The sequence below is a fragment of the Streptomyces sp. BoleA5 genome, assembly GCF_000373665.1.
Classification (GTDB): Bacteria; Actinomycetota; Actinomycetes; order Streptomycetales; family Streptomycetaceae; genus Actinacidiphila.
Genome location: NZ_KB892094.1, coordinates 135,643 through 161,459 on the forward strand (window position 1 = coordinate 135,643; position 25,817 = coordinate 161,459).

23 protein-coding genes are annotated in these 25,817 nt (G+C 71.6%); 14 read left to right on the plus strand and 9 right to left on the minus strand.

Annotation, left to right across the window (positions count from 1 at the left end; all coding sequences use genetic code 11):
* The first annotated feature begins 633 nt into the window (after positions 1-633).
* From B085_RS0110155 to B085_RS0110160, 3 genes are all read left to right on the plus strand, one after another.
* Positions 634-954 (plus strand): hypothetical protein, encoded by a 321-nt coding sequence (locus B085_RS0110155; protein WP_158689710.1) that lies wholly within the window; start codon positions 634-636, stop codon positions 952-954.
* Between the two features lie 359 nt (positions 955-1,313).
* Positions 1,314-1,733, plus strand: coding sequence for a hypothetical protein (locus B085_RS49235; RefSeq protein ID WP_158689711.1), 420 nt, complete (start codon positions 1,314-1,316; stop codon positions 1,731-1,733).
* A 61-nt stretch (positions 1,734-1,794) separates the two neighbouring features.
* The gene (locus B085_RS0110160) at positions 1,795-2,385 is read left to right on the plus strand and encodes a hypothetical protein (RefSeq protein WP_018558461.1); all 591 of its coding nucleotides are present in this window, start codon (positions 1,795-1,797) and stop codon (positions 2,383-2,385) included.
* A 678-nt stretch (positions 2,386-3,063) separates the two neighbouring features.
* Here the strand turns inward: B085_RS0110160 and B085_RS0110165 are convergent.
* Positions 3,064-3,252: a hypothetical protein gene (locus B085_RS0110165; RefSeq protein ID WP_018558462.1), complete on the minus strand. Its 189-nt coding sequence runs from the start codon at positions 3,250-3,252 to the stop codon at positions 3,064-3,066.
* 386 nt (positions 3,253-3,638) lie between these two features.
* On the opposite strand from B085_RS0110165, the gene B085_RS0110170 reads away from it, so the two are divergent.
* The 3 genes from B085_RS0110170 (at position 3,639) to B085_RS0110180 (ending at position 5,756) form a co-directional block, all read left to right on the plus strand.
* Positions 3,639-4,376, plus strand: coding sequence for an SDR family NAD(P)-dependent oxidoreductase (locus tag B085_RS0110170; RefSeq protein WP_018558463.1), 738 nt, complete (start codon positions 3,639-3,641; stop codon positions 4,374-4,376).
* Positions 4,377-4,426: 50 nt separating this feature from the next.
* Positions 4,427-5,281, plus strand: a complete 855-nt coding sequence (locus B085_RS0110175; RefSeq protein WP_018558464.1) for a class I SAM-dependent methyltransferase — start codon at positions 4,427-4,429, stop codon at positions 5,279-5,281.
* A gap of 100 nt (positions 5,282-5,381) precedes the next feature.
* Positions 5,382-5,756, plus strand: coding sequence for an RNA polymerase sigma factor (locus B085_RS0110180; protein WP_018558465.1), 375 nt, complete (start codon positions 5,382-5,384; stop codon positions 5,754-5,756).
* 83 nt (positions 5,757-5,839) lie between these two features.
* On the opposite strand, the gene B085_RS0110185 is transcribed toward B085_RS0110180, so the two are convergent.
* Genes B085_RS0110185 through B085_RS0110200 form a run of 4 tightly spaced genes read right to left on the minus strand, consistent with a single transcriptional unit; the run spans position 5,840 to position 11,736 of the window.
* Positions 5,840-7,867, minus strand: coding sequence for an acyltransferase family protein (locus B085_RS0110185; protein ID WP_018558466.1), 2,028 nt, complete (start codon positions 7,865-7,867; stop codon positions 5,840-5,842).
* A gap of 44 nt (positions 7,868-7,911) precedes the next feature.
* A complete protein-coding gene (locus B085_RS0110190) occupies positions 7,912-9,009 on the minus strand; it encodes a nucleotidyltransferase family protein (protein ID WP_018558467.1) in 1,098 nt (365 codons plus the stop codon).
* A gap of 15 nt (positions 9,010-9,024) precedes the next feature.
* Complete coding sequence (locus B085_RS0110195; protein WP_018558468.1) at positions 9,025-10,260, minus strand: glycoside hydrolase family 113; 1,236 nt, start codon at positions 10,258-10,260, stop codon at positions 9,025-9,027.
* 24 nt (positions 10,261-10,284) lie between these two features.
* Entirely contained in the window at positions 10,285-11,736 is a 1,452-nt protein-coding gene (locus B085_RS0110200) for a glycosyltransferase family 2 protein (protein ID WP_202470985.1), read from the minus strand.
* Between the two features lie 483 nt (positions 11,737-12,219).
* On the opposite strand from B085_RS0110200, the gene gdhA reads away from it, so the two are divergent.
* Positions 12,220-13,566 (plus strand): NADP-specific glutamate dehydrogenase, encoded by a 1,347-nt coding sequence (gene gdhA, locus B085_RS0110205; protein ID WP_018558470.1) that lies wholly within the window; start codon positions 12,220-12,222, stop codon positions 13,564-13,566.
* 92 nt (positions 13,567-13,658) lie between these two features.
* On the opposite strand, the gene B085_RS0110210 is transcribed toward gdhA, so the two are convergent.
* Positions 13,659-14,189, minus strand: coding sequence for a TerD family protein (locus tag B085_RS0110210; RefSeq protein WP_018558471.1), 531 nt, complete (start codon positions 14,187-14,189; stop codon positions 13,659-13,661).
* A gap of 223 nt (positions 14,190-14,412) precedes the next feature.
* Here B085_RS0110210 and B085_RS0110215 point away from each other — a divergent pair, with 223 nt between their 5' ends.
* The 5 genes from B085_RS0110215 (at position 14,413) to B085_RS0110235 (ending at position 18,685) form a co-directional block, all read left to right on the plus strand.
* Entirely contained in the window at positions 14,413-14,940 is a 528-nt protein-coding gene (locus B085_RS0110215; protein ID WP_018558472.1) for a SigE family RNA polymerase sigma factor, read from the plus strand.
* Positions 14,930-15,754, plus strand: coding sequence for a hypothetical protein (locus B085_RS0110220; RefSeq protein ID WP_018558473.1), 825 nt, complete (start codon positions 14,930-14,932; stop codon positions 15,752-15,754). Before B085_RS0110215 ends, B085_RS0110220 begins: the two co-directional genes overlap by 11 nt.
* A 526-nt stretch (positions 15,755-16,280) precedes the next feature.
* Complete coding sequence (gene rho, locus B085_RS0110225; RefSeq protein WP_199789184.1) at positions 16,281-17,459, plus strand: transcription termination factor Rho; 1,179 nt, start codon at positions 16,281-16,283, stop codon at positions 17,457-17,459.
* Between the two features lie 36 nt (positions 17,460-17,495).
* Positions 17,496-18,161 (plus strand): histone deacetylase, encoded by a 666-nt coding sequence (locus B085_RS0110230; RefSeq protein WP_234018542.1) that lies wholly within the window; start codon positions 17,496-17,498, stop codon positions 18,159-18,161.
* 170 nt (positions 18,162-18,331) lie between these two features.
* Positions 18,332-18,685, plus strand: a complete 354-nt coding sequence (locus tag B085_RS0110235) for an STAS domain-containing protein (RefSeq protein ID WP_026250877.1) — start codon at positions 18,332-18,334, stop codon at positions 18,683-18,685.
* Here B085_RS0110235 and B085_RS0110240 read toward each other — a convergent pair.
* Entirely contained in the window at positions 18,587-19,573 is a 987-nt protein-coding gene (locus B085_RS0110240; protein ID WP_026250878.1) for a sigma-70 family RNA polymerase sigma factor, read from the minus strand. The genes B085_RS0110235 and B085_RS0110240 overlap by 99 nt on opposite strands.
* A 95-nt stretch (positions 19,574-19,668) precedes the next feature.
* Here B085_RS0110240 and B085_RS0110245 point away from each other — a divergent pair, with 95 nt between their 5' ends.
* Entirely contained in the window at positions 19,669-20,073 is a 405-nt protein-coding gene (locus B085_RS0110245; RefSeq protein ID WP_018558477.1) for a VOC family protein, read from the plus strand.
* 99 nt (positions 20,074-20,172) lie between these two features.
* Here the strand turns inward: B085_RS0110245 and B085_RS0110250 are convergent, their stop codons facing one another.
* Positions 20,173-22,620 (minus strand): SpoIIE family protein phosphatase, encoded by a 2,448-nt coding sequence (locus tag B085_RS0110250; RefSeq protein ID WP_018558478.1) that lies wholly within the window; start codon positions 22,618-22,620, stop codon positions 20,173-20,175.
* Between the two features lie 114 nt (positions 22,621-22,734).
* A complete protein-coding gene (locus B085_RS0110255) occupies positions 22,735-23,511 on the minus strand; it encodes an SDR family NAD(P)-dependent oxidoreductase (protein WP_018558479.1) in 777 nt (258 codons plus the stop codon).
* 734 nt (positions 23,512-24,245) lie between these two features.
* Here B085_RS0110255 and B085_RS41925 point away from each other — a divergent pair.
* Complete coding sequence (locus B085_RS41925) at positions 24,246-25,799, plus strand: ATP-binding protein (RefSeq protein ID WP_037731526.1); 1,554 nt, start codon at positions 24,246-24,248, stop codon at positions 25,797-25,799.
* The last annotated feature ends 18 nt before the right edge of the window (positions 25,800-25,817 follow it).

The window sequence follows — 25,817 nt, forward strand, 5'->3', positions numbered from 1 at the left end:
TACGGTACAGAGCCGGTGAAGAGGCGGGTAGCGGGCGTGTCCGCTACCTGAGCGAGTACGAGCGTGACAGGCCCGAAAGGCGAGAACCCGGACAATCTGTCCGGGTCTCTGAACCTCACGGCGGGCCACGGTGCGGACCATGAACGCCCGCTGCCGGAACGGGGCCGCCGTCAGCCCGCACACGTCCATCGTGGAGGCGTAGGTGAAGTGGAACCGGCCCAACGCGACCGGCAGCCCGACCAGCGACCGAGCTGTTACGGGTTTCCCTATCTCATCAAGGCGCTCCCGCCGCGCAGAGCGCGGCGGCGCGCGGCCCGGCGCCTCGGGCCGCCGCTCCTGTCTTCGCCCCGCTCCGGCCCGGCCGCTGGCCGCCCGCCAGACGGCGAGAGGTTGCCGAGGGGAAACCCGCTGTGGCTGGGGCGGTCGGCTCCGCGGCTTTACGCAGCCACCATGGGGCGAGCCTCGAAGATCGGGGCCCACATCGGGCCATTGCGGGCAGGTCCACAGACCGCCCGAGTCGCCGCAAGCTTACGGGCCCCGATCTCTCGCCCCATGGCAGCTCCTGCCCAAAGCCGCTCCGTCGACCTCACGCCGCCATTGCCGAGGGTAGTCGCATCGCTCCATGCTGGACCCATGCCTGTGTCCGCCGAAGTACATGATCTGTGTCGGACGATGTTCGCTGAAAACGATGTGCACCTTGCGCTCCATGTGCTCAATACGTACGAGGGGGAGCAGTCGGATCGGGTGCACGAGGCCGTGATCAAGCTGAGCAAAGGCGATCTGCACCTCTTGGCCTCCTGGGTTTCCGGGGTGAGAGAGCGGGGGCTTGAGACGCTCTTCTGGTTCGCCGGAGCCATGGAGCCAGGTGCCACAGAGAAGCAGATCTTTGGCGCTGGGTGGATGAACAGCTTCTACAACAAGAACCGTCTCGCATCACCGGGTGACGGTTCCTGACGGCAGTAGGCAAAGTGCCCCTCACGCGTGCCCCATCTGGCGGGAAGCCGCGGGGAAACACCGGTCGATCATGGGGAACGGTTGCTTTCCCGCCCGGGCTTGCTTATACCCCGGGCCGTCTACGGGCCGCCCGAGGCTGGCCAACGGTGACAGGCGAAGACAGCCACCAACCAGATCATCGCTGGCCAGCGCGGCAAACTGGAGCATCCATGCAGGTCGCCGACCAGCCGCACCACTTCCAGAAGATCTGACCGTCCGCGAGCGGCCCTGCTTCTGCCAACTGCACGGGGCCCCTTACCGGCGGCAGGCTGGCCATGCAAAGATCACGCCTGGCGGCCATGGAGTCGCACAGTTGTTGCATGGGGGGACTCGCTGTGGATGTCATCGGATGGACCGTGTTGGCGCTCTTTTGGCTGCTGACCTTCGTCCCTGGCATTGCCGCCACCTGCTTCGGATGGGTCTCCCCGTGGTTCAGGAAGACGGTTTCTTCGCCGCGACTTGGAGGCTGGGCGGACATCTGCGCAGGCATCGGCGGCACGATCACCGTGGGTCCGGTGCATCGCCACCTGGACTCGACGCCAATGTCGACATTCGTCACAATCGTGGGCTTCTGCTTCCTCTTCGGCGCCTTCGGTCTCTACCGACGGTCCTATCGGCCGGAGCCGTCGAGGTTGACGGCATACCAGCACGCAGCAGGTTCGGTTGATGCTGTACAGCAGCGGAGTACAGCAACCATGGCGCCCGCAAACGACTCCCATCGGCCGCAGACGCCCAACTGACGTGCTTGGCGTACCTCAGCGACCGTCGCGCCCATAGTTCGCATCGAGAGGGTCAGAAGGAATGTCGAACCAGGCACCCACCCCCGACCCGCTGCAGAGCCTCAGACTGCTGGTCCCGGCTCCGCCATCCGGCGGCACGCACGTGGACTGGCAGGATCTCGCGGCCGAGTACCCACATGGGTTCCCCGACGACTATTGCGTCTTCATGCGTGATTACGGCGAGGGCGAATTCGATAATCACCTGATGGTGTTTCCGCCTGTGCCCGACGTCTACCCGCAAGATCCCGACTCGACGGTGCGCGGTGTGACTGCGGAAGCCCGCTATCAAGCGGAAGAGGATGAATACGACCAGCCCGACCTACTTGTCGGCTGGGCCATGACAGCCGACTCTGACCTACTGTGCTGGCGTACGACTTCGTCCGACCCGAACGATTGGACCACGGTGATCTGGCGCAGGCAGTGGCTGGAGTGGCAGGCGTTCGACTTCGGCATGACCGAATTCCTGCGACGGTTCGCGGCGCGCGATCTGCCCGAGTTGTGGACCTTTGACCTCCCCTATGAGGGGTGCCGGTTCATCCATAGTAGGGACACCAAGCGGCTCCACCTAGAAGGCATCAACCCCTGGAGGCCGGAACCGGCCGCCGGCTCATGAAGCGAATCATCCTCCAACGGGGACTTTCCGCGGACCCAGCGCCGGCTCAATCGCGGCTGACATCTCCGGATGACATCAACGACGAGAGACCACCACGGTGCGAGGCAGCCGAGAACGAACCAGCGGTCGCCCGCATACGCGTCTTCTGGCAGGCCGCACCAAGCGGGGCTCGAACTTGTAAGGCGAGGGTCAGGGGCCGGTGGACGTGGACTATCGCAACTCGGCTTGAGCGGGCTTGGGGTCTCAGTTCGGGTCTCAGTCGACGCTGGTTCCGCAGCGGTTGGCATCTGTCTACCGTCGTCCGACAGGGCGGCTGAGCTTGGACGTCGCCCATGGGACGGACACTCGTGGACGCCAGTAGACCTAGAACGGACAACTCGTAATGCGTAGGTCAAGGGTTCGATTCCCTTAGGCGGCTCAACGAAGAGGGGCCAGGTCAGTAACTCCGACCTGGCCCTTTCTCATTTCCCTGATCGGCTCGCGGGCTGGCCGTATCGGCCGGCGGCCTGGGCTCTCCGGCCTGTCGCATGCGCCGACGGCGGCGGGTGCGCTCTCCCGTGCAGCGGGCCTCGCTTCCGGTCCCGGTTTCGGGGACGCCGAGCGTCATGCGGCGGGGTCGGGCCGGCCCTGCGCTCCGGCTCGTCCGCATCCCGGGCCGTGGCGCGCGGCGCCCGGAGGTCACCTGGTGAGGTGGACGGTCAGCCTGCCATGCGTGGTGTCGATGTTGACGCCGTCCATGTAGCCGCGGGCGTCGCGGTAGGCGCCGGTACCGCCGGTGGCCGCGAGTGTGAACCTGGTCGGGAAGCCGACGATGAAAGGCGCGAAGCCCTGATGTCGCCCTTGGTCAGCCGGAGGGTGGACTGGCACTGGCGGAGACTCTTCTGGAGGCTGACGACGGTGCAGACGAAGCCGCCGGTGCCCACCTTGCGACCGTTCTGGAAGAAGTCCGAGAAGCCGATGGCCTCGTCGCCGAGGCTCATTCCCGGGCCGCCCACGTCCGACCGGACGCGGGGCCGGTGCAGGGCGTGCGCCGGCAAGCCCGTGAGCGGCGGCCCGAAGGGGCCCGCGCAGACGGCCAAGAGCCCCTGTCCCAGGTGGGGTGGGGCCGTTTCGCCGAGCAAAGGTCTTCGCGCTGGACGCCGCTTCGCTCCCCGCGCCGTGACGAACGTCCCTTTGACCGGACCCGCGGGTCCGGTTACGGTGGCGACAAGTGGACCCACAGGTCCGTTTATTCGCCGCGCACAGGAGATTCCATGATCGACAACCCGACGGCGCTGGTCACCGGCGCCAACAAGGGGCTGGGTCGCGAGACCGCCCGGCAGCTCGCGGCCGCGGGGGCGACCGTCCTGCTCGGCAGCCGCGACCTCCGGCGGGGCGAGGCCGCCGCCGCCGAACTCGCGACCGCGGGCCTTCGTGTCCTCCCGGTCCGACTGGACGTCACCGATGTGGACGGCGTCGAGAAGGCCGCCGAACGGATCCGCCGGGAGTTCGGGCGCCTCGACATCCTCGTCAACAACGCCGGCGGAATCGTCGAGTCCCCGGCGTTGAGCACCACGGCGGCGGACGTCCGAGCCACGTACGAGACGAACGTCTTCGGCGTGGTCACGGTCACCCACACGATGCTGCCGCTGCTGGCCGCCTCGGCCGCCGCGCGCATCGTCAACGTCTCCAGCACCACCGCCTCGCTGACGGTGACCAGCCAGCCGGGCACCCTCTACGCCGACGCCGACCACATCCTGCCCTACGCGTCCTCGAAGGCCGCGTTGAACATGCTCACCGTCCAGTACGCGCAGGCGTTCCGGCGGGAGCCCGGGTACGGGCACATAAAGATCAACTCGGCCTCGCCAGGACTGACGGCCACCGACCTCACCCACCACGCCGGCGCCCGTACGGTCGAGGAGGGGGCCAGGGTCATCGTGAAGCTGGCCACGCTCCCCGACGACGGCCCCAGCGGCGGCTACTTCGACGAGGACGGCCCCGCTCCCTGGTAGCGCGGAAGGCGGACACCCCGGGCGGTCGACGCGCGCAGTAGGTTCGTCCCATGGGCGACCCGATCGTGAACCTGGACCAGTCCGACGCGTGGAACGGGTACGAGGGGCGCCACTGGGCCACGTATCCCGAGCGGTACGACGCGCTCAACGACGCGGCGAACCACTACCTGCTCGACGACCTTCCGGTCGTGGCGGGCAGCCGGGTGCTGGACGTGGGCTGCGGGACCGGGCGCGTGGCGCGCCTCGCCGGACGGCGGGGCGCCACGGTGCTCGGCGTGGACCTGTCGGAGCCGATGCTGGCGGAGGCGGTCGCCGCCGCCGAACGGGAGGGGCTCGGCGGCGTCGCCTTCGCGAAGGGCGACGCCCAGGTGCACCCGTTCGCCTCTGAGGGCTTCGACGCGGTGGTGAGCCGCTTCGGGGTGATGTTCTTCGCCGACCCCGTCGCCGCGTTCGCCAACCTCCGCCGGGCGCTGCGTCCCGGCGGGCGGCTGGCGTTCGTGTGCTCGCGCGGACACCAGGTCATGGACCAGACGAAGATCTACCGGGCGATCGGGACCGTGGTGTCCGTGCCCGACTTCACGGGGAACACCGGGCCGGCCTCCTTCGCCGATCCCTCGTACACCGAGCGGATCCTGACCGGGGCGGGCCTCACCGGGGTGACCTCGACCGCGGTGGACGTCCCGCAGCTCTGGGGGAGGGACGCCGAGGACGCGGCCGACTTCCTGATGGGCTGGGGGCCCGTGCAGTACTGGCTGCGCGAGGACGAGGCCGACGAGACGGCCCGCTCCCGCGCCCGCGACGCCGCGCTGGAGGCCTTCCGCGGCTTCACGACCCCGGACGGGGACGTCGTGCTGACCGCCCGGCTCTGGCTCGTGACCGCCGAACGCCCCATGAGCCGCTCCTGAACCCCTCGGACCGGACCCGCCCCCCGACGCGGCCTGTAATCGTCGGCGCCCGGCCGGACATTCCCCCAGTGACAGCCTGTTCCGGGAGGGGAAGGTGCGCATGACGGCACGTGAGGGCCCGCGAGGGCACGAGACGGTGGAAGAGTGGTTCGAGGCCCATGCCGACCGGGTGATGGGCTACCTGCTGCACCGCACGGACAGGGAGACGGCCCAGGACGTGCTCTCGGAGACGTTCCTGCCGGCCTGGATCTCTGGTCTGCCGTCGGACGCGGTGAAGGAGTTCGACCAGAAGGACCCGGGCGCGGTCTGCGCCCGGCGCTGGAAGGAGATGTGGGGGCCGTCCGAGCCCGTCCCCGCGTCCTTCGCGGCCTGCTACTACCCGGGTGGCACGGGCAAGGTCGTCTGGCCCGCCGACGGCCTCGGCCAGGACGAGGCCTGCGCCCGCATCGGGGCCCGGCCCATTCCCGCCGGGTAGCCCGTGGGCCAGGGGCCCGTACCACCGGTGGGGGCTCGGCGGCGGTCGCCGCGGGGCCCCCACCGGGCTTGGGGCGGCCGGGCTCAGCCCGCCAGGGCCTTCTTGAGGGTGGGCTGGATGAACGGCACCAGGGACTTCGCGTAGCCCGCGGTGATGTGGCTCGAGTCGAAGTAGACGATCTGGTCGGAGATCACCGTCGGGCAGACGCCGTTCGCGCAGAACGCGGGCAGCACGTCGATGACCACGGCGCCGTGGCGCACGGCCACTTTCTGTTCCATGGCGCGGAAGTCGGGGAACTCGATGGCGGCCTGCTGCTCGGGGTTGCAGGCGGAGATGTCGCGCGTGTGAGTGGCGAGGCAGTCCGGGACGTTCTTGCCGGGCTGCGGGGTGTCGGTCATGTAGATCAGCGCGGCACCGGAGTCCTCCAGGGCCTGGAACGCCTCCTCGGCACCGTCCTCCGTTGCCTCCTGGCGGCTGCGGTTGGTGATGACGACGACATCGGGGCGGAGCTTGTCGATCTCCTCGAACGCCGACTGCCGCCAGCTGTCGCACTCGGAGTACTCGCGGTCCAGCTCCGGGTTCTTGATGGCGTAGACCTCGGGCGAGCAGCCGCCCTTCGCCACGGTCACGACCCTCGCGTGGAGCGACTGCCCGATCTCGTGGAAGGCGTCGCCCCACTGCCAGGCGTGCGAGTCGCCCATGACGACGATCGTGGACTTGCCCTGGCGGTCGCCGACGACGCAGTTGTCGCGCATCACGAACGTCCTGACGTCGGTGTTGTCGATGCAGCCGAAGTGCGTGCGGTCCTCGGGGGAGTTGGGGAGGGCGCCCGCCGCCACACCGGAGAGCTGCTTCTGCAGGACGGCGCTGCGCACCGAGTCCGCTCCGCGGTACCCGGCGGCGGTCCCGTTCGAGGCGACGGCGGAGGCGGAGATGTTCAGGGGGACGACGAGGGCGACGGCCATGGCCGCCGCGGCTCCCGCGGTGGCGGTGCCGCCGGCGAAGATCCCCTTCCAGGGCTTCGCCACCAGCTGCTTGTTGTTCCTGAACCGCAGTTCGACGCTGTAGTACATGACGGCCGCCAGGATCAGCGACAGCGACGCCACCCGGTAGCGGTCCGAGTAGGCCAGCTCGTGCCCGGTGATGTCCGGCCACAGGATGAGGAGCGGCCAGTGCCACAGGTACCAGCCGAAGCTGACGTTGCCGATGAAGTCGGTCACCGGGTTGATCAGGATGACCTCCGCGCCGTAGCGGGGCGCGGCGCAGCCGCCGGCGATCACCATGACGGCGCCGAGCACGGGACCGCCCACCGCGTACCCCGGTAGCGGCGTCTCCTTGGTGATCAGGAGCGCGGTACCGATCGCGGTGGCGAGCCCCGCCCAGGAGAGCACGGCCGCCAGCGCCAGGTTCATGCGGGAGAGGAAGGGGGCGGCGAGGGCGAGCAGGATGCCGGAGGCCAGCTCCCAGATGCGGGCCTGGGTGCCGAAGTAGGCCAGCGGCTGGTTCGACGCGGTCTGTGTGACGGACAGGTACAGGGAGCCGCCCACCACGGCCAGGAGGAACAGCGCCACCAGGGCGCGGTTGCGGAAGAGGGAGCGGCTGAGCCAGGCCGTGGCGATGAGCGCCAGCGGGGCGGCCACGTAGAACTGCTCCTCGATGCCGAGCGACCAGAAGTGCTGGTACGGGGACTGGGTCCCGTCGTTGGCGAAGTAGTCGGTGCCGGTCTCGACGAGCCGCCAGTTCATGAAGCTCAGCGCCGAGCTGAGGCCGTCCGTCATGTGGTCGCGGAACCTGAGCGGGCTGGCGTAGACCCACGACAGGACCGCGGTGGCGACGATGACCAGGGCCATGCCCGGGGCGAGCCGTCGCATGCGGCGCGCCCAGAACTTGCTCAGCGACACCCTGCCGGTCTTCTCGATCTCGGCGAGGAGCTGGCTGCCGATGAGGAACCCGCTCAGCACGAAGCTGACGTCGACGCCGCCGTGGATGTCGAGCACGCCGACGTGCATGCTGACCACCATCATGATGGCGACGGCACGCAGGCCCTGGATGTCCGGCCGGTACTTCCGGAGGCGGTCCGCCCTCGGGGCCGTTGCGCGGTGGTGGGTCATGGTTCTCCCGTGGCCGGGCGTCGAGCCGGCCGGTAGACGCGGGTTCAGTGGATCGTCGGGCAGGCGGCGGCCGTGCCGCTGAGGCGCACTCCGCCGGCGGGGATGTCGATGCCGCAGGCCAGCCGCAGCTGGGCGGGCAGTTCGTTCTCCGCGCCGACGCGGGCGTGGCAGCCGACCACGGCCTCGCGCAGGACGCACCCGCTGCCGATCGCCGAGTCGTGGTCCACCACGGACTCGTGGATCAGGGCTCCCTCGGCCAGGGTCACGCCCGCGCCGATGATGGAGCGGTCGACGACCACGCGCGGACCGACGACGGCGCGGGGACCCACCGTGGAGCCTCCCGTGACGCGGGCGGTCGGGTGGACCTCCGCCGTGGGGTGGATCAGCGCCTCGGCGGGCGGTCCCACCAGGGGCGAGGCCGCCCGGCCGGTGACGAGGTCGGCGGAGCCGTGGACGAAGGCCAGCGGTGTGCCGAGGTCGCGCCAGTAGTCGTCGGTGGTGTGGCCGAACACGCGCCCGCCGCGGGCGACGAGTCGCGGGAAGGTCTCCTGCTCCACGGAGACCTCCCGGCCGGCCGGGACGGCGTCCAGGACGGACCGGCGGAAGACGTAGCAGCCGGCGTTGATCTGGTCGGTGACGCACTCCTGCGGCGTCTTCGGCTTCTCGAGGAAGGACAGCACCCTTCCGGAAGGGTCGGTGGGGACGAGGCCGAAGGCGCGCGGGTCGGGGACCCGCGTGAGGTGCAGGGTCACGTCCGCCTCGCGGTCCTCGTGCCGCGCGAGGATCGCGCGCAGGTCGACGCCGGAGAGGATGTCGCCGTTGAGGACGAGGACCGGGGCGTCCGCGCCTCCGCGCAGCAGGCGCCCGGCGTTGCGGATCGCACCGCCGGTGCCGAGCGGCACCTCCTCGACGGCGTAGGAGATCTCCAGGTCCTGGGTGAAGTCCCGGAACTCCTCCTCGAACAGGGCCGCGAGGTAGGAGGTGGCGAACACGACGTGCTCCACTCCCGCGTCCATCAGCTTGGCCACCTGGTGCCGGATGAAGGAGGCGCCCGCGACATCCAGGAGCGGTTTGGGGGTGTGGTTCGTCAGCGGGCGCAAGCGGGTTCCCTTGCCGCCCACCAGGATGATGGCTTCTCGCACGATCGCCTCGCTCGCTCAGTTCGCCGGGTCGGTGCCGGGGCCCGCGTACCCGGAGGTGAAGCAGGACTTGATGGCCTTCTCGGTGAGGGGGCGGCCGGCGAAGTCGAGCCGGGAGGCGACCTTGTCGTCCGGCGCGGTCCTGGGGTCGTCGTCGAAGTAGATCGACCACCAGTAGACGCCCCTCATGTGGCGTTCCCGGACGACCTTGCAGACCGCGGTGTACCAGGTGGCCTGCACTTCGGGGTTGACCGCGCGCTTGGTGTAGAAGTCGCCGGGGGCGCGGTAGCCGCCGTCCATGGCGCCGATGCCGGCCTCGGCGACGGTGATCTTCGGTAGGGGTCCGGTGGTCTTCTTGTCCAGCCAGTCGTCCCAGCCGGCGACGAGCGTGTCGACCGACGCGTCGTCCGGGACCTTGACGGGGAAGTAGGCGTCGATGCCCAGGTGGTTGACGGGCATGTGGACCGGGCCGTTGACGTAGGCGTCCCAGTTGGAGTCGTACGCGACCTCGCCGGAGAAACGTTTCTCGGCGTCGTCCACGAGCGCGTCCCAGTGGGCGTCGCCCTCCATGGAGTTCAGCTCGGTGGCGATGACGAAGGTCGCCGCGTTCGCCTCGTCCGCCGCCTTCAGGTAGGGCGCGAGGAACTTCTCGTAGGACGCGAACCAGGCGTCGCGGTCGGCAGGGGTGATGTTCCCGCGCCAGCCGCCTGCCTTCGTGTCGAGGGATTTCTCGTCCATGATCGGCCGGACGGTCGTGCGCAGGCCGGCCTCGTGGAAGATCCGCAGGACGCGGGCGATGCGTTCGGGGGTGGGCGTCTTGTCCCCTCTGCCGATCTTCGACGACGAGCGGCCGCCGGTGTAGAAGGGGAAGCTCACGCTGACGGAGTTGGCGTGCAGGCCGACGAGGTAGTCGGCCTGCACCCGGGCCTGCTTGTCGATGTACTCCAGGGCGTGGTCCGGGTGGTCCTCCCAGTAGAGCTGGATGCCCCACTGGGGCATGCCCTTCTTCCACTCCTTGTCCACCTTGGCGGTCTCCGCCGTGGGGGAGGGCGAGGCGCTCGGTGCGGTGCCGCCGTCCCCGCCGGAGGCGGCCTTCGACGGCCCGGTGTCCTCGTCCCCGAGCACCAGGCTGGGTACGAGCGAGCCCGACTCCCAGCGGAGCGGATGGTCACCGGCGACGAAGGGCACGGCGACGACGAGGGCGATGACGGTGACGGGCAGCACGGCGAGCAGGGGCAGACGGGTGCGCTTCATGATGAGAGGCCGGTCTCTTCCGGGTCAGGCGGGCTTGGCGATGACGACGAACTTGTTCTCCTCGCGGCGGATGAACTTCAGGAGCCCCCTGAAGCCGCCGAGCCCTTCGATGAAGGAGAACAGGGGCAGCAGGAGGATCACCGCGAAGGGCTCCCACCACCTGCGCCTGCCGTTCGCCGAGGCGATCGCGTTGAGCCGCAGTCCTTCCCAGTACGCCCAGATCACGTAGGCGAAGCTGAGCGACCAGAGCACGACGACCGACTGGGTCACGGGTGAGGTGTTCATGTCGCCGATGAACCAGGCGACGAACACGATCGTGCCGACGTGCTGCAGCGGGCCCAGGATCCAGCTGCCCACGCAGATGGTCAGGAACCAGCGGTAGCGCAGCGGCACCTTGCGGTTGAAGCAGAGGGCGACCAGGCCCCACGACCAGCGTTCGCGCTGCTTGATGAAGTCCTTGACGTTGGCCGGCGACGCTCCGTAGCAGCGTCCGTTGAACCAGTCGCTGCGGCCCGGGTAGAGGCGGCAGAAGGTCAGGGCCAGCCGGGCGTCCTCGACGATCTCCTTCGGGCCGAAGTCCCAGCCGATCTCGGCCTCGATGGTCGCGCGGATGACGAGGAGTTCGCCGTGCACGCCGGCGGCCGGGGTGCCGAGGCCGGTGAAGGCGCGGAACCGGGCGATGTCGTCGGCGGGGCGGATGGCGTCGGCGAACCAGGTGAGCATGCTCACCGCGTTCTCGCGGGGGTAGGTCAGGATGCCCTGCGCCATGTGCTTGACCTCGTCCGGGGTCGCTCGGCGCTGGCGGTTGATGAACTGGGCGAGGGAGGCCGCGGTGTCGGGGCCGACGCCGGTGTCGTCGTCCATGTGCAGGACCCAGACGTGGTCGAGGGCCTCGCCCTCGGCGATGCGCAGTTCGTGGGCGTAGTTGTTGGCACGGGCCTTGAAGCGGGTGCCGTTCGCGGTCTCGTAGGCCTTGGGCACCGTGACCACGCGGATCAGCGGGCTGGTCGCCGCGAGCCGGTCGATCCGCTCGGCGGCCTCGCAGCCCTCCTCCGTGAGGACGTCGACGCGCATGTACGGGAACCACTCCGGGAGGTGTTCCACGTAGGACAGGACGGAGCGCTCCAGGGCCGGGTAGGTGTCGTGCCGCCCGATGGTCGGGACCAGCACGATGAGGAAGTCCTGCTCGACGAGGGCCGGCGGGGCCATCAGATGGGCCTTGCGGGCCCGGCGGCGGATGAGCAGGAAGCCCTGGATCGAGACGAGGACGCCCGGGACGGGCAGTGCCCAGCAGATGGTTATCAGCCACGCCAGTGGTGAGTCGCTGGGCGTGTACGACCAGAGACTGAAGGCGAGCAGCGCCACCAGTGGGAGGAGGAACGGCATGATGCCGGGCCGCCACGCGGCGGTACGTTTTGCCAGCTTGGCGTTGTGCCGGGAATGCGGCACACCCCCGTCTACCTGTGTCGTAGCCATGACGACTGCGGAACTCCCGTGAATGTGGTGGTGCGTTGAGGCAGCAAAGGACCCCCGGTCGTGGCACGGCGGAGTGCCACGAACGTGCTTGTCTCCCGGGCTCCGTTCCTCTCAACGCCTTCTGTGGCGCCTGGGCCGTGGCCGCTCAGAAGCCCCCCCAGGCGCCCAAGCCACTGGCCGAAAACAGGAGCACGTTACTCGTATGCGTGCGCGATGCACGGGGATTGTTTGGTGAACTTGTGCTTAAAAGTTCACGATATGGTTTTTCTGTGATGACCTTGGGTAACGCGAGCTGACCTGCGTCTTTTACCCTTCGCACGTCATTTTGTGCCGCGTCGTGAGGTGCTTCGGGCTCCGGGTGATGCGGACATTCGTCCCTCCGCTGACACATGGCCTCCGCCCCTCCGTACTCGTTGACAGGGCAACGGCCGGACGCGGCGCCACGGCGGGCGCGTCCGGGACATCGGACGAGGGAAGGCGCGCATGAACGTCAGTGCTCACATCGAGGCCGTCTACGCGGACGTCTGCCGGCGCAATGCCGGCGAGACGGAGTTCCACCAGGCGGTGGGGGAGGTGCTGCGCTCGCTGGCGCCGGCTCTGGAGCGGCACCCGGAGTACCTCGGGACCCGGATCGCGGAGCGCATGTGCGAGCCGGAGCGGCAGGTGATCTTCCGGGTGCCGTGGGTGGACGACCAGGGAGGCGTGCGGGTCAACCGGGGCTTCCGCGTGGAGTTCAGCAGCGCGCTCGGCCCCTACAAGGGGGGCCTGCGCTTCCACCCGAGCGTCGACCTCGGCATCGTGAAGTTCCTCGGCTTCGAGCAGATCTTCAAGAACGCCCTGACCGGGCTGGCGATCGGCGGCGGCAAGGGCGGTTCCGACTTCGACCCCAAGGGCCGCTCCGACGGCGAGGTCATGCGCTTCTGCCAGTCGTTCATGACCGAACTCCACCGGCACCTGGGCGAGCACACCGATGTGCCGGCCGGGGACATCGGCGTGGGCGGACGGGAGATCGGCTACCTCTTCGGGCAGTACAAGCGGATCACCAACCGCTTCGAGGCCGGGGTCCTGACCGGGAAGGGCGTCGCCTGGGGCGGCTCGCACGCGCGGACCGAGGCGACGGGGTACGGGGCGGTGTACTTCGCCGCCGAGATGCTGGCCACGCGCGGGCAGGGCTTCGAGGGGCGCCGGGCCGTGGTCTCCGGCTCGGGCAACGTCGCCGTCTACGCGATCGAGAAGGTGCGCGCGCTCGGCGGCTCCGTGGTGGCCTGCTCGGACTCCGGCGGCTACGTCGTCGACGAGGCCGGCATCGACCTGGAGCTGCTGAAGGAGATCAAGGAGGTGCGCAGGGCGCGGCTGTCGGCGTACGCGGAGGCCAAGCCCTCGGCACGGTACTCCGAGCGCGGCTCGGTCTTCGACGTGCCCTGCGACGTCGCGCTGCCCTGCGCCACGCAGAACGAGCTGGACGGGCAGGACGCCGGGACGCTGGTGAAGAACGGTGTGCTGGCGGTCGCCGAGGGCGCGAACATGCCGTGCACCCCGGAGGCGATCGAGGTCTTCCGGGAGGCGGACGTGCTCTTCGGCCCGGGCAAGGCCGCCAACGCCGGCGGGGTGGCGACCTCGGCGCTGGAGATGCAGCAGAACGCCTCCCGCGAGCTGTGGACCTTCGAGCGGACCGAGGCCCGGCTCGCACAGGTGATGCGCGACGTCCACACCCACTGCCGGGCCACCGCCGCGGCGTACGGCGGCACACCGGACGACTACGTCCTCGGCGCCAACGTCACGGGCTTCCTGCGCGTGGCGGAGGCGATGACGGCGCAGGGCGTCGTCTAGCCAGTCCCGGCCCTGGGCCGGGGGCGCTGCTCAGCGGTGCCCGTGCCCTCCCGCGTACGTCGCGGGAGGGCACGGGCGTTCCCGGGCGGCGATCAGGAGGGGCCGCCGCCCATCACGCGGGCGAAGGACGCCGGGTCGGCGTCGTAGCCGTGGACGCCGGGCCGGAAGCGCCACTCGCCGGTGTCGCCGCGGCGGAACTCGCCGACGGTGGCGGCCGTGGCGGTGGCCACCTCGCCGAGGTCGGAGGCGGCGAGGTCGGTGTGGCCATCGACCACGTGCACACCGGTGCCCGCGACGTCGCCGAAGGTCATCCGGCCGTCGTGCTGCTGCACGACCACGCCGACGACGACCCGCTGGTACGCGGGGCTGAGCCGGTGGAGTTCGAGGGTCATGACCTCGTCGAAGCCCAGCCCCTTGCCGGTCTTGCTGTCGCGGTTGAGCGTGATGGTGCCGTCCGGGGAGCGGCTGTCGAAGTGGACGAGGTAGGCCGGAGTGCCGTGGAGGTCGGCCGCGCTGTAGGTCGCGGCCACTATGTCCAGGTCGCTCACGGGCGCGCCGAGCGGACTGGGATCCCATTTGAGCCGGACCTCGACCTTGGCGAGGCCCTTGGTGACGCTGCTCACAGGCCGGCCCCCCTTGCTTCCGACTGGTCGGGTGCGGTTGCCACGGAGAACGCCCTTTCTTCTGCGGTCAGTTGGGGACGCCCACGCGCCGCGCGGCTGTCCGAGGCGGCAACGAACGAGGACGAGCACGGATTCCCGGCAACCGATCCGGCGTCCCGGACGGTTCGAACGGGTGTGAGGCTGCTCGGAGCACGGACAGGAACGCGATGGCAAGGACACCACGGTGAGGGATGCGCAGGCGGACTTCGAGGAGTTCGTCGCCGCGCGCGGGCCGCGGTTGCTGCGGGTCGCCTGGCTGCTGACCGGCGACACGCACCTGGCGGAGGACCTGCTGCAGACGGTCCTGGCCAAGGTGTGGCCGAAGTGGCGGGGCATAGCCGGGGAGAATCCGGAGGCCTACGTGCGCAGGGCACTGGTGAACACGGCCTCGTCGTGGTGGCAGCGCCGCTGGCGCGGCGAGGTGCCGCACGGCGAGGTTCCGGACACGGTGGTGACGGCGGTGGAGGACCCGTTCGCCTCGGTCGACCTGGAGCAGTCGCTCGCGGTGCTGATACGCCGGCTGCCCGCGCGGCAGCGGGCGGTGGTCGTGCTGCGCTACTTCGAGGACCTGAGCGTCGAGGAGACCGCGGAGGTGCTCGGCTGCCGGCCCGGCACGGTGAAGAGCCAGGCGTCCAAGGCGCTGACCATGCTGCGGGGGCAGCTCGCGGCCGTGCCGAGCCTCGCGAGGGGTGGTGAGCGGTGTGAACGCTGATCCCGAGCCGGAGGAGGAATGGGAGCTGGCGGTGCTGCTGGAGCGCGTCGTGCCGCAGACGCCCGCACCCCACGACCGGATGGCGCAGATCAGGCGACGGGTGCGGCTGCGCAGACGGCGCCGGGTGGCCGCAGGTGCGGCGGCCGCGCTCGGCGGTCTCACGGCGGCGGCGGTGGTGGCCGCCGCGTTGCTGCAGCCCACGGACCCCGCGATGCCCCGGGGGCAGCACGTCGTCCCCGCCGCGTCCGCCGACCGCGCGATGCCGGCCCCGGAGACGCCCCTGCCGTCGCCGACGCGGACCACGGACTCCGCCTACGACCTCGTCAGCCTGGACGCCCTGTCCGGGCTGCGGCTGAAGCTGCCCGGCAGCGGCTGGACGTCCCTGGTGGCCACGGCCGCGGACGGCCGGGTGGTCGGATTCGTCGCCGCGCAGCCCCTCGAGGAGCGCGCCGAGTGCACGAAGCAGGAGGTGGTCGCCTACTCGGTGTGCCCACCCGTCGGCAAGGTCGCCGTGGGCGGTGCGCTGATCTCCTTCCGCCAGGTGGAGAAGCTCGCGGGCGGCTCCCTGCCGGGGCGGTTCGCGGTGAAGGGCGTGGCGGACGCGGGAGACGGCTGCCGCGCGCTCGGCGGCCGGCGGGAACTGACGGCCTGGGGGCGGGACCCGGACCGCTCCTCCGCTGTGGGCCTCGTGGTCAGCGCCTGCTTCGACCGGCCGGCGAAGGGCATGGTCGAAGGGGTCATCGCGGGCCTGAAAGGCGGGTTCTACACCCGGCCCTCCCCCGGCGGCTCGACGCTACCCGGCACATCGGGCTGACCGCCTCGGTCCTCTCCCCGCACTTCCGCCCCTCGGCCACCGGCCGAGGGGCGGCTGACGGCGAGTAGGGCAGGCGCGGCGCCCCGGGCCGCCCGTTCACCCCCTCCGGGCGTTGGCCGCCGAACGAGACGGAGGGGGCGGGGGAGGTGGGGGCACCCCGGCCGAAGGCTGGGGGAGGGCGGGGGCAGCCCGCCGCAGGCGCAACGCACTCGCACACACCCAACGCACTCGCACACACCCACCGACCGCAACCGCAACGGCGCCGCACACGAACCCGCGCCCGCTGCGGGGCAGGCATCCGGCGGACGCGGTGCTACAGTGCGAAGTGCACGCCTGCGCGCCGCTCTTCGGCGCCGGTGCCTTCCCGTGACCGCCCCGCGGTCCGCTCCCGCAGTCCGCTGCGGTCGGTTTTCCCTTCGCCCGCGCCCCGCGCCGGCGATCTCCCCGAGGCTTCGCCTCTTCTGCCGCGTGTCCCGGCGGCCGGCCGATTCCGCCGCCGTGCGCGCCCTTCTTCCGAGGACCCCGTATGTCCACAAACCCCAGTGCAACGATGGCGACCAACGCAATCGGCGAGACCGGCACGACCACCGCACCCCCCGCTCCCCGGGAACGGCTCGTCGCCGTCGCCGGAATCCTCGACGTCGAGGGTGGACGCGGCTTCCTGCGCACCGCCGGTTACGCGCACGGTCCGCACGACGTCCCGGTGCCGCCGGAGGTGATCAGGCGGTACGGGCTGCGCAAGGGCGACGTCGTCGAAGGCGTGGCCACGGCCGGCCGCTCGCGCGCCCTCGTACGGGCGGAGCAGGTCTGCGGCAGGGCCGCCGACCAGGCCCGCGGGCGGCGGCACTTCGCGGACCTGACCCCGCTCCACCCCTCCGAGCGACTGCGCCTGGAGTGCTCGAAGGGCGGTCTGACGACCCGTGTCGTGGACCTGCTGGCCCCCGTCGGCAAGGGCCAGCGCGGGCTGATCGTGGCACCGCCGAAGGCCGGCAAGACCATGCTGCTGCGCCGGCTGGCCGACGCGGTCGCGGACAACCACCCGGAGTGCCACCTGATGGTGGTGCTCCTGGACGAACGCCCCGAAGAGGTCACGGAGATACGGCGATCGGTGCGGGGCGAGGTCGTCGCCTCGACCTTCGACCGCACGCCCCGGCAGCACATCGCCGTCGCCGAACTGGCCGTCGAGCGGGCCAGGCGGCTGGTCGAGACCGGCCGGGACGTGGTCGTGCTGCTGGACTCCCTCACCCGGCTGTGCCGGGCCCACAACAACGCGGCGTCCTCGGGCGGACGGACGCTGTCCGGCGGTGTGGACGCGGCGGCGCTGCTCGGCCCGAAGCGGCTGTTCGGCTCCGCGCGGCTCGCCGAGGAGGGCGGTTCGCTGACCATCCTGGCCACCGCGCTGGTCGACACCGGGTCGCGGGCCGACGACTACTTCTTCGAGGAGCTGAAGAGCACCGGCAACATGGAGCTGCGCCTGGACCGCGGGCTCGCCGACCGCAGGGTCTTCCCGGCCGTGGACGTGGCCCCGTCGGGGACCCGTCGCGAGGAGCTGCTGCTCAGCCCCGCCGAACTGAGCGCCGCCCGCGGGCTGCGCCGGGCCCTGCGCGGTCCCGGGAGCTTCGAGACGCTGCTGGAGCGCTTGCGGGCGACCCCGGACAACGCCGCGTTCCTGCGGCAGATCCGCGGCACGGTGCCGGCCGCCTGAGCCCGCGGCGCACGCTCGCACCCGCATCATGGAACGGTGACCACACCGCAGCGCGTGGGGCCCCGGAGCGTCGGCCGGCGGGACCGGCCGCCCGGCGTCGTCTGGTACGCGGCCTACGGCTCCAACACCCACCTCGTGCGCCTCGGCAGCTATCTCGCCGGTGGGGTGCCGCCCGGCGGCGGCCGGGAGTACCCGGGCTGCCGGGACGCGCGGCCGCCGCTGCGGTCGGTGCCGCTGGAACTGCCGGGGCGGATGTACTTCGCGACGCGCTCGCAGGTCTGGTCGGGTGGCCGGGCCTTCTACGACGGCGACGCGCCGGGCGGCGGAGTGCGGGCCCGGGGCCACCTGCTGACGGTAGGTCAGTTCTCCGACATCGTCGCCCAGGAGACGTACCGTTCACCGGGCGCCGACCTCGACCTCGGCGAGGTGCTGCGGCACGGCAGGGCCCGGCTCGGCGACGGGCGCTACGAGACGCTGCTGTACCCCGGGGACGTGGACGGTCACCCGGTGCTCGTCTTCACCGCGCCCTGGGGCTCGGGCGGGGCCGAGCACGTCAGGCCGTCCGGGATCTACCTGCGGCACATCGCCGAGGGCCTGGCGGAGACGGGCGCCTGGGACCTGCCCGGCATCGCGGCCTACCTCGCGGAGTGCGCGGACGGGGCCTGGGACCCCCGGGAGATCGCGGCGCTGTTCGGACGGTGACGCGCGGCGGCGATGGATTACGGCCGTGCCGCCGGTCCTAGGGATGTACGGAGGCGTACGGGACCCGTACGCCCGCGCCCGGATCCCGCTCCAGGAGGTCGCCCATGGCCCGGCCGGCGCCGCCCCCGCCCCCGCCTCCGCCCGCGTCCAGGCCGGGCGGTGGGCCGGCCGTGCTCGTCCTGACCGGAAGGCTCGACCGCTCCGGGATCGCGCCGCTGGCCGAGCGGGTGCGCGTACTGCTGGCCGAGCGCGGCGGCGGCACGGTGACGTGCGACGTGGGAGGGCTCGAGGGTGCCCCTGACGTCGTGCTGGTCGACGCCCTCGTACGGCTGCAGCTCACCGCACGGCGCCACAGCGGGCGGATACGGCTGCGGGGCGCCGGGGGCGCGCTGCGGGAACTGCTCGCGCTCACCGGGCTGGGCGGACTAGCGGGCCTCGGGCTCGAGGCGCGCGGGGAGGCCGAACAGCGGGAAGAGCCGCTCGGTGTCGAGGAAGGAGTTGAGCCCGGTGATCCGGCCCTGTGATATCTCGATGACCTGCAGCGCCCACGGCTCGTGCCCCCCGCCGGGGCGGGGCCGGTACTGCCCGAAGCCCGGGGTGCCGTTGGCCGTGACGGGGACCAGCCGCGAACCGCGGCAGCCGGCGCCGATCCCGAGCATCCAGGCCCGGATGTCCGCGGGACCGCGCAGCCACAGGCCGAAGGGCGGCATGGACAGCGTGGCGTCCTCGTGGAGCAGTGAGGTGAGGGCGTCGAGGTCGTAGGACTCGAAGGCGGCGACGTAGCGGCCGAGCAGGGCGCGCTGCTCCTCGTCGAGCGGACGGGCCGGGTCGGTCGTGGCCGGGGCGGCGGCGGCGAGCGTGGCGCGGGCACGCTGCAGCGCGCTGTTGACCGAGGCGACGGTGGTGTCGAGCAGTTCGGCGACCTCGGCGGCCTTCCAGGCCAGCACCTCCCGCAGGATGAGCACGGCCCGCTGGCGCGGCGCGAGGTGCTGCAGCGCGGCGACGAACGCCAGGCGCACGCTCTCGCGCTGGTCGGCGAGATCGGCGGGGTCGCTCGTCGCGGGAAGGACGCGGCCGTCGGGGGCGGGCGAGATCCAGGTGCTCTCCGGCAGGGTGCCGGGCAGCGGGCCCTCGGCGCCCCCCGGTGAGGCCAGGTCCATCGGGCGGGCGCGGCGCCCCGTACCGCCGAGGATGTCCAGGCACGCGTTGGTGGCGATGCGGTAGAGCCAGGAGCGGAGGCTGGAGCGCCCCTCGAAGCGGTCGTACGAGCGCCAGGCGCGCACCATGGTGTCCTGGACGGCGTCCTCCGCCTCGAAGGCCGAGCCCAGCATCCGGTAGCAGTAGCCGGTCAGCTCCGCGCGGTACCGCTCCAGCTCCTGCGCCACGTCCGGGGGTGCAGCGAGATCGCTCATGATTCTCCTCCGCCTTCCGATGAGTTCCGGAGCGCCCACGGGTCTACTTCAGCACAGACCACTGACAGAACCCCTGGAACGGAACGAGGCGCACCATGTCGACCCAGATCTTCGTCAACCTTCCCGTGCAGGATCTGCCCAGGTCGAAGGCGTTCTTCGGGGGCCTCGGGTTCTCCTTCGACGACCGGTTCACCGACGACAACGCCGCCTGCCTGGTGATCGGCGAGGGCATCTTCGCGATGCTGCTCGCCGAGCCCTTCTTCCGGCAGTTCACCAAGAAGGAGGTCGCCGACGCCACCAAGACCACGGAGGCCATCGTCTGCCTCGGCGTCGAGTCGAGGGAGCGGGTGGACGAACTGGCCGACACGGCCCTGGCCACGGGCGGACACCCCTCGAACGAGCCCATGGAGCAGGGCCCCATGTACGGCCGCAGCTTCCAGGACCCGGACGGCCACCTGTGGGAGGTCGTGTACATGGACGCGGCGGCGTTCCAGGGCTGACCGCCGCGCCGCCCCCGGCCCGCGCCGCCCCCGGCCCGCGGGGGCCGACGGGCCGCCCGGCCTCGCCGACCACCACCGCCCTGGTCGCGCGCCGAAGGCTCAACCCCGGGGGATGTCCGGGATCTCCTGCTCCGCCCAGATCAGCTTGCCGTCGGCGGTGTAGCGGGTGCCCCACCGGCGGGTGAGCTGGGCGATGAGGAAGAGCCCGCGGCCGCCCTCGTCGGTGGTCCGGGCGTGCCGCAGCCGCGGCACGGTGTTGCTGCCGTCGTAGACCTCGCAGATGAGGACCGACTGCCGGATCATGCGCAGCCGGATCGGTCCCGAGGCATGCCGGATGGCGTTGGTGACCAACTCGCTGACGACCAGTTCGGTGGTCGCCCGCAGCTCCTCCAGTCCCCATTCGGCGAGTTGGCGGCCGGCCAGCGCGCGGGCCTCGCTGACGACCACCGGGTCGACCGGCAGGTCCCAGGCGGCGAACCGGTCCGGGGCGAGCGCGTGCGTACGGGCGACGAGCAGTGCCACGTCGTCGGCGGGCGGACCGGGCAGCAGGCGCTCCAGCACACCCGAGCACAGTTCCTGCAGCGGCAGTTCGGGGTGGGCCAGGGCGCGCGCGAGCCGGTCGAGGCCGACGTCGACGTCCTCGCCGAAGGTGTCGATCAGGCCGTCGGTGTAGAGGGCGATGACGCTGCCCTCGGCCAGTTCTAGTTCGGCGGACTCGAAGGGCATGGCGCCGAGACCGAGCGGCGGCCCCGCGGGCAGCTCGGCGAAGGTGACCCGGCCGCCGGGGTCGACGACCGCCGGCGGCGGATGCCCGGCGCGGGCCATGGTCAGCCGGCGGGTCACCGGGTCGTAGACCGCGTAGAGGCAGGTGGCGCCGGTGACGGTGGCGGCCACGGAGGGGTCGGCGCTCTCCTCCTCCGTGAGCCGCATGATGAGGTCGTCCAGGTGCGCCAGCAGTTCGTCGGGCGGCAGGTCCATGTCGGCGAGGGTGTGGACGGCCGTACGCAGCCGCCCCATCGTGGCCGCCGCGGTGAGCCCGTGCCCGACCACGTCCCCGACCACCAGCGCGATCCGCGCCCCGGACAGCGGGATGACGTCGAACCAGTCGCCGCCCACACCGTCCTGGATGTCGGTGGGCAGATAGCGGGAGGCGACCTCCAGCGCCGTGCCGCCGGGCAGCGTCTGGGGCAGCAGGCTGCGCTGCAGGGTGAGCGCCGCCTCGTGCTCGCGGGTCCACCGCCGGGCGTTGTCCACGCACACCGCGGCGCGGGCCACGAGTTCCTCCGCGAGCAGCAGGTCGTCCTGCTCGAAGGGGTCGGGGCGGCGGTGCCGGATGAAGGTCACCACGCCGAGGACGGTGCCCCGGGCCCGCAACGGCACCCACATCACCGACCGCATCCCGAACTCGCGGATCTTGGCCGCCCGGGCCGGGTCGTCGGTGAGCCAGGACGCCCGGTCGATGGCGATGTCGCCCTCCACCTCGGACCGGCCGCTGGTCATGCAGCGCACATGAGGGGAGGTGTCGCCGGCTTTGATCCGCTCGCCGAGTGCGACGATCGACTCGGGGGTGCCCGGGTTCACCGAGCGCATCCCGGCGCGGCACAGCGGCACCCCGCCGAGCCCGCCGCCGGACGGCGGCTCGCCGCCGCACAGCACCGGTTCCAGCAGGTCGACGGTGACGAAGTCGGCGAGCCGGGGGACGGACACGTCCGCCAGTTCCTGGGCGGTGCGGGTGACGTCCAGGGTACTGCCGACGCACGCCCCGGCCTCGTTGAGCAGCGCGAGCCTGGCCCGGGCGCGCCACCGGTCGGTGACGTCCATGGCCATGTAGCAGACGCCCATCGACCTGCCCTCGGCATCGTTTATGCGGTAGAAGGAGGTGGAGAATGACCGCTCGCGGTACGGGGAGGCGAGTGTCCAGCCCTGGAACTCGTGGTCGATCGCCGGCTCACCGGTCAGCAGCACCTCGCGCATGACGGCCTCCATGGCCCCGGTGTCCATCCCGGGCAGGGCGTCGGCCAGGCGCATCCCGATGCGGCGCTCGCGCGGCACGCCGCCGAAGTGCTCCAGGGTGTCGTTGAGCCACACGTACCGCAGATCGGGGCTGAGCACGGCCATGCCGATCGGGGAGCGGGTGAGGAAGCCCTCCAGGATGGCGCTGCTCACCGCCCAGGACGGGGTCTTGGCCAGGTCGATGGCCGACACCAGCCAGCGCTCCTGCCCGTCGGGCGCCGTCAGGGCGGACACCCGCAGGCCCACCTCGATCCGCCGTCCGTCACGGTGCCGGGCGGCCACCAGACCGCCCCAGATGTCGTGGTCGCGCCACTGGGCGGCCAGCTCCACCGCCTCGGCGGCCTGCCCGGGTGAGGCGAGCAGCAGCGTGGCGGGGCGGTGCAGCGCCTCCGCGGGCGGATAGCCCAGCAGGTGCTCCGCGGCGGCCGTCCAGCCGACGATCGTGCCCATGCCGTCGATCAGCGCGGACGCGGCGTATGCGAGATCGAACGGCGCCTTCGCCGGCGCCGCCGCGCCTCTCTCCGGCGTGACCATCTGGGGCGTCCCATGTCCGCGGATACGTGCCTCCCATGCTAGGACGTCCCGTCCGCGGGGGCTCCCCGCACGGGAGCCGGCGCGGCCATGCCCCTGCCCCTGCCCCCGCGCCGCTCAGGGCAGCGGCTCCGGAGGGAGGGGAGGCGTGGGGCGCAGCGCGTGCAGGCCGCCGTCGACCGGGAGCGCGGTGCCGGTGACCGCGGCGGCCGCGGGCCCGGCGAGGTAGGCGACGGCGTCGGCGACCTGCTGGGCGGTGACCAGGCGCCCGCTGGGCTGGCGTGCCTGAAGGGCGGCCCGCTCGGCCGCCGGGTCGGGGGCGGAGGCGATCAGCCGCTCCACCCAGGGCGTGTCGACGGTGCCGGGGGTGACGCAGTTGACCCGGACGCCCTCCGCCAGATGGTCGGCGGCCATCGCCAGGGTGAGCGCGAGGACGGCGCCCTCGCTCGCCGCGTACAGCGCCTGGCGGGGGAGCCCGGCGGTGGCGGTGACCGAGGAGATGTTGACGATCGACGCGTAGGGGGAGCGGCGCAGGAACGGCAGCGCCGCCCGGCTCGCCCGGACCACGCCGAGGAGGTTGATCTCCAGCACCCGGCGCCACTCGCCGTCCGGGTTCTCCTCCACGGTGCCGACGGCCCCGGTCCCCGCGTTGTTGACCAGGATGTCCAGTCCGCCCAGGTCCTCCACGGCCCGGCCGACCGCCCAGCGCACGGACGTGTCGTCGGCCATGTCGGCGGCGAGCGCGTGCACGTGCCCCGGTGCCCGGCCGGGGGCCTGGTCCAGCACGGCGACCCGTGCGCCGCGCGCCGCCAGAGTCTCCGCCGTGGCGAGCCCGATCCCGGTGGCGCCGCCGGTGACGATCGCGGCGAGCCCCTGCAGTTCGCTGGCCGTCATCGGACGTCCCCGCTCCCCGCGCGCGTGACATTGCTCCCCAGAGGGGCCGCGCGCAAGTACCCGTCACTCTTCCGGGTGAAGCGAATTTTTGCGTGCCTCCCGGGTCCCGCGGTCCGGGCGCACCGCGCGCGGCGGGACGGCGTCCGCCGGGGTCGCACCGCCCTGCCCGCGGGGGCCCCGCCGTACCGCCCGGGCAGACCTCGGGGGGCCGGCCGCTGGGCGGGGGGCCCGGCACCGTCCGCGGGCGCCGCCCGAACCGCCCGCCGCCCTTGCGGGGCCTGGCCGGCGCGCGTCCCGCCGGGGCCGCGTGACGTGCGCAAGCGGCGCCCCGGGGCCCTCGCGGAGGCGGCCCGCCCGGCGTGTTCCTGCTCGCTCATGGGGGCCTCCCGGGGTGCGGGAACCGGCGTCGGAGTCGACCGAGCCATCCTTGGTCAAACAGTTTATATCGGTCATTGCTCATGATCGAATCGTGGCCGCACAGATGGTGCTGGAGTGTCCGGGAGGGGTTTGCGTCGACGCGCAAGAACCGATAACCATACGTCAATCGGCATGTGCCAAGGGCATCGTGATGCGGCATCAGCCATGAATGGAAGCGGCTATGCTACTTGCGGCTCAGCGTGTTGTAGCAATTACGCCAGGTCAGGCACGGCCTGCTGGTTGCCCACTCCGTTGAGGCCGCAATCCGCTGCTCTTGCCGTGTTCGTTCCATGACTAGCGATCACCTGAGGATGCTGATGGTTCGTGCTGGATCGTCCCCCGGAGACCACCGGCCCACCGCTACGTCCGCGTGGTTATTTCCGGTCGTCATAGTCGCGGCGGTCGCGACCGTCGCCGTATGGACCGTCCCCTCGTCCGCCAGGATGGCGGTGCTCTGGTGCGGTGTGACCGCCACGGTGGCCATCGCCGTCCTCGCCGTCGAAGTCGCGCGCCGAGGGCACCTGAACGCGGAGCTACGTGCCGACGTCGCCCGGCACGACGCCGAGTTGAGGTACCGACTGGCCCAGCAGGAGGCGGAGACCGTACGTCTCGCCAAGGAACAGCTGCCCGACGCCATGGCGAAGCTCCAGCGCGGTGAGTTCCTGGAGGACGTGCTCAAGAGCGTCGAGACCCGCACCGAGGGCCTCACGGCCGAGTTCCACAGCGCGCACCAGGCCGTTCTCCACTCCGTCCTCACGGCCGTCTCCGCCGAGGAGGACATCCGTGAGTCCTCGCAGCGCGCCTTCGTGAACATCGCCCGCCGTGTGCAGGCCATCGTCCACCAGCAGGCGAGTGCCCTGCGGGAGATGGAAGACCGCCACGGCCAGAACCCCGACGTCTTCGGCGACCTGCTCCGCCTCGACCACGGCACCGCGCTGATCGGCCGTCTCGCCGACAGCATCGCCGTCCTCGGGGGCGCCCGTCCCGGACGTCAGTGGAGCAAGGCGGTTCCCCTCTTCAGCGTGCTGCGCGGCGCGATGTCGCGGATCACCGACTACCAGCGCGTCGAGCTGCACTCGGTCTCCGAGGTCGCGATCGTCGGCACCGCGGTCGAACCGCTGATCCACGCCGTCGCCGAGCTGCTCGACAACGCCACTCGTTACTCGCCGCCGCAGACCCGCGTCCACCTGACCGCGGTCGAGGTGCAGTCGGGCATCGCGATCGAGATCGAGGACGGCGGGGTCAGCCTCAGCGAGGAGGCCCGCCAGCGGGCGGAGCAGATGCTCGCCCAGGCGCAGGCCGGCATGGACCTCAACGGCCTCGGCGAGACGCCCCGCCTGGGCCTGGCTGTCGTGGGCCGTCTGTCGAAGGCCTACGGATTCCAGGTCTCGCTGCGGACCTCCGCCTACGGCGGTGTGCGCGCGGTCCTGATCGTCCCGCAGGACCTGATCACCACCACCACCAACGCGACGGGCCTGGCGCACGGCATCGGTGCCGCCTCCGGTCCGCGGACCGTCCCGGCGCCCCGCGCCGGTTCCCGCCCGGGGTCCGGATCCGACACCAAACGAAGCACGGGGCCCCAGGCTTCGGCCCCCGTGATGGCCGACATGGCGGACGACACACCCGTCGTTCACGAGCGCACCTCGAACGGGCTGCCCCAGCGGCGTCGGCGCACCCCGCCCGCCGCGGCCGCCCCCGCGGGCTCTGCGTTCCCCGCCGGTTCTGTCACTGCTTCCCGTGCCAAACCACCGGCGCAGGAGCCGGTGCAGCCCGGCATGTGGTTGGCCGCCTTCCAGAGCGGCGTGTCAGGAGAGACGCCCGCTGCCGCTCCCGTCAGCAACAGTGACGAGTCGTTAGATAAGGGTGAGTAGCCGTGATTCAGCAGCGGG

What these genes read in the sequence shown, in the direction of transcription:
- B085_RS0110155 (WP_158689710.1), top strand. Translation starts at nt 634, where the DNA reads ATGCCTGTGTCCGCCGAAGTACATGATCTGTGTCGGACGATGTTCGCT.
- B085_RS49235 (WP_158689711.1), top strand. Translation starts at nt 1,314, where the DNA reads ATGGGGGGACTCGCTGTGGATGTCATCGGATGGACCGTGTTGGCGCTC.
- B085_RS0110160 (WP_018558461.1), top strand. Translation starts at nt 1,795, where the DNA reads ATGTCGAACCAGGCACCCACCCCCGACCCGCTGCAGAGCCTCAGACTG.
- B085_RS0110170 (WP_018558463.1), top strand. Translation starts at nt 3,639, where the DNA reads ATGATCGACAACCCGACGGCGCTGGTCACCGGCGCCAACAAGGGGCTG.
- B085_RS0110175 (WP_018558464.1), top strand. Translation starts at nt 4,427, where the DNA reads ATGGGCGACCCGATCGTGAACCTGGACCAGTCCGACGCGTGGAACGGG.
- B085_RS0110180 (WP_018558465.1), top strand. Translation starts at nt 5,382, where the DNA reads ATGACGGCACGTGAGGGCCCGCGAGGGCACGAGACGGTGGAAGAGTGG.
- B085_RS0110185 (WP_018558466.1), bottom strand. Translation starts at nt 7,867, where the DNA reads ATGACCCACCACCGCGCAACGGCCCCGAGGGCGGACCGCCTCCGGAAG.
- B085_RS0110195 (WP_018558468.1), bottom strand. Translation starts at nt 10,260, where the DNA reads ATGAAGCGCACCCGTCTGCCCCTGCTCGCCGTGCTGCCCGTCACCGTC.
- B085_RS0110200 (WP_202470985.1), bottom strand. Translation starts at nt 11,736, where the DNA reads ATGGCTACGACACAGGTAGACGGGGGTGTGCCGCATTCCCGGCACAAC.
- gdhA (WP_018558470.1), top strand. Translation starts at nt 12,220, where the DNA reads ATGAACGTCAGTGCTCACATCGAGGCCGTCTACGCGGACGTCTGCCGG.
- rho (WP_199789184.1), top strand. Translation starts at nt 16,281, where the DNA reads ATGTCCACAAACCCCAGTGCAACGATGGCGACCAACGCAATCGGCGAG.
- B085_RS0110240 (WP_026250878.1), bottom strand. Translation starts at nt 19,573, where the DNA reads ATGAGCGATCTCGCTGCACCCCCGGACGTGGCGCAGGAGCTGGAGCGG.
- B085_RS0110245 (WP_018558477.1), top strand. Translation starts at nt 19,669, where the DNA reads ATGTCGACCCAGATCTTCGTCAACCTTCCCGTGCAGGATCTGCCCAGG.
- B085_RS0110250 (WP_018558478.1), bottom strand. Translation starts at nt 22,620, where the DNA reads ATGGTCACGCCGGAGAGAGGCGCGGCGGCGCCGGCGAAGGCGCCGTTC.
- B085_RS0110255 (WP_018558479.1), bottom strand. Translation starts at nt 23,511, where the DNA reads ATGACGGCCAGCGAACTGCAGGGGCTCGCCGCGATCGTCACCGGCGGC.
- B085_RS41925 (WP_037731526.1), top strand. Translation starts at nt 24,246, where the DNA reads ATGGTTCGTGCTGGATCGTCCCCCGGAGACCACCGGCCCACCGCTACG.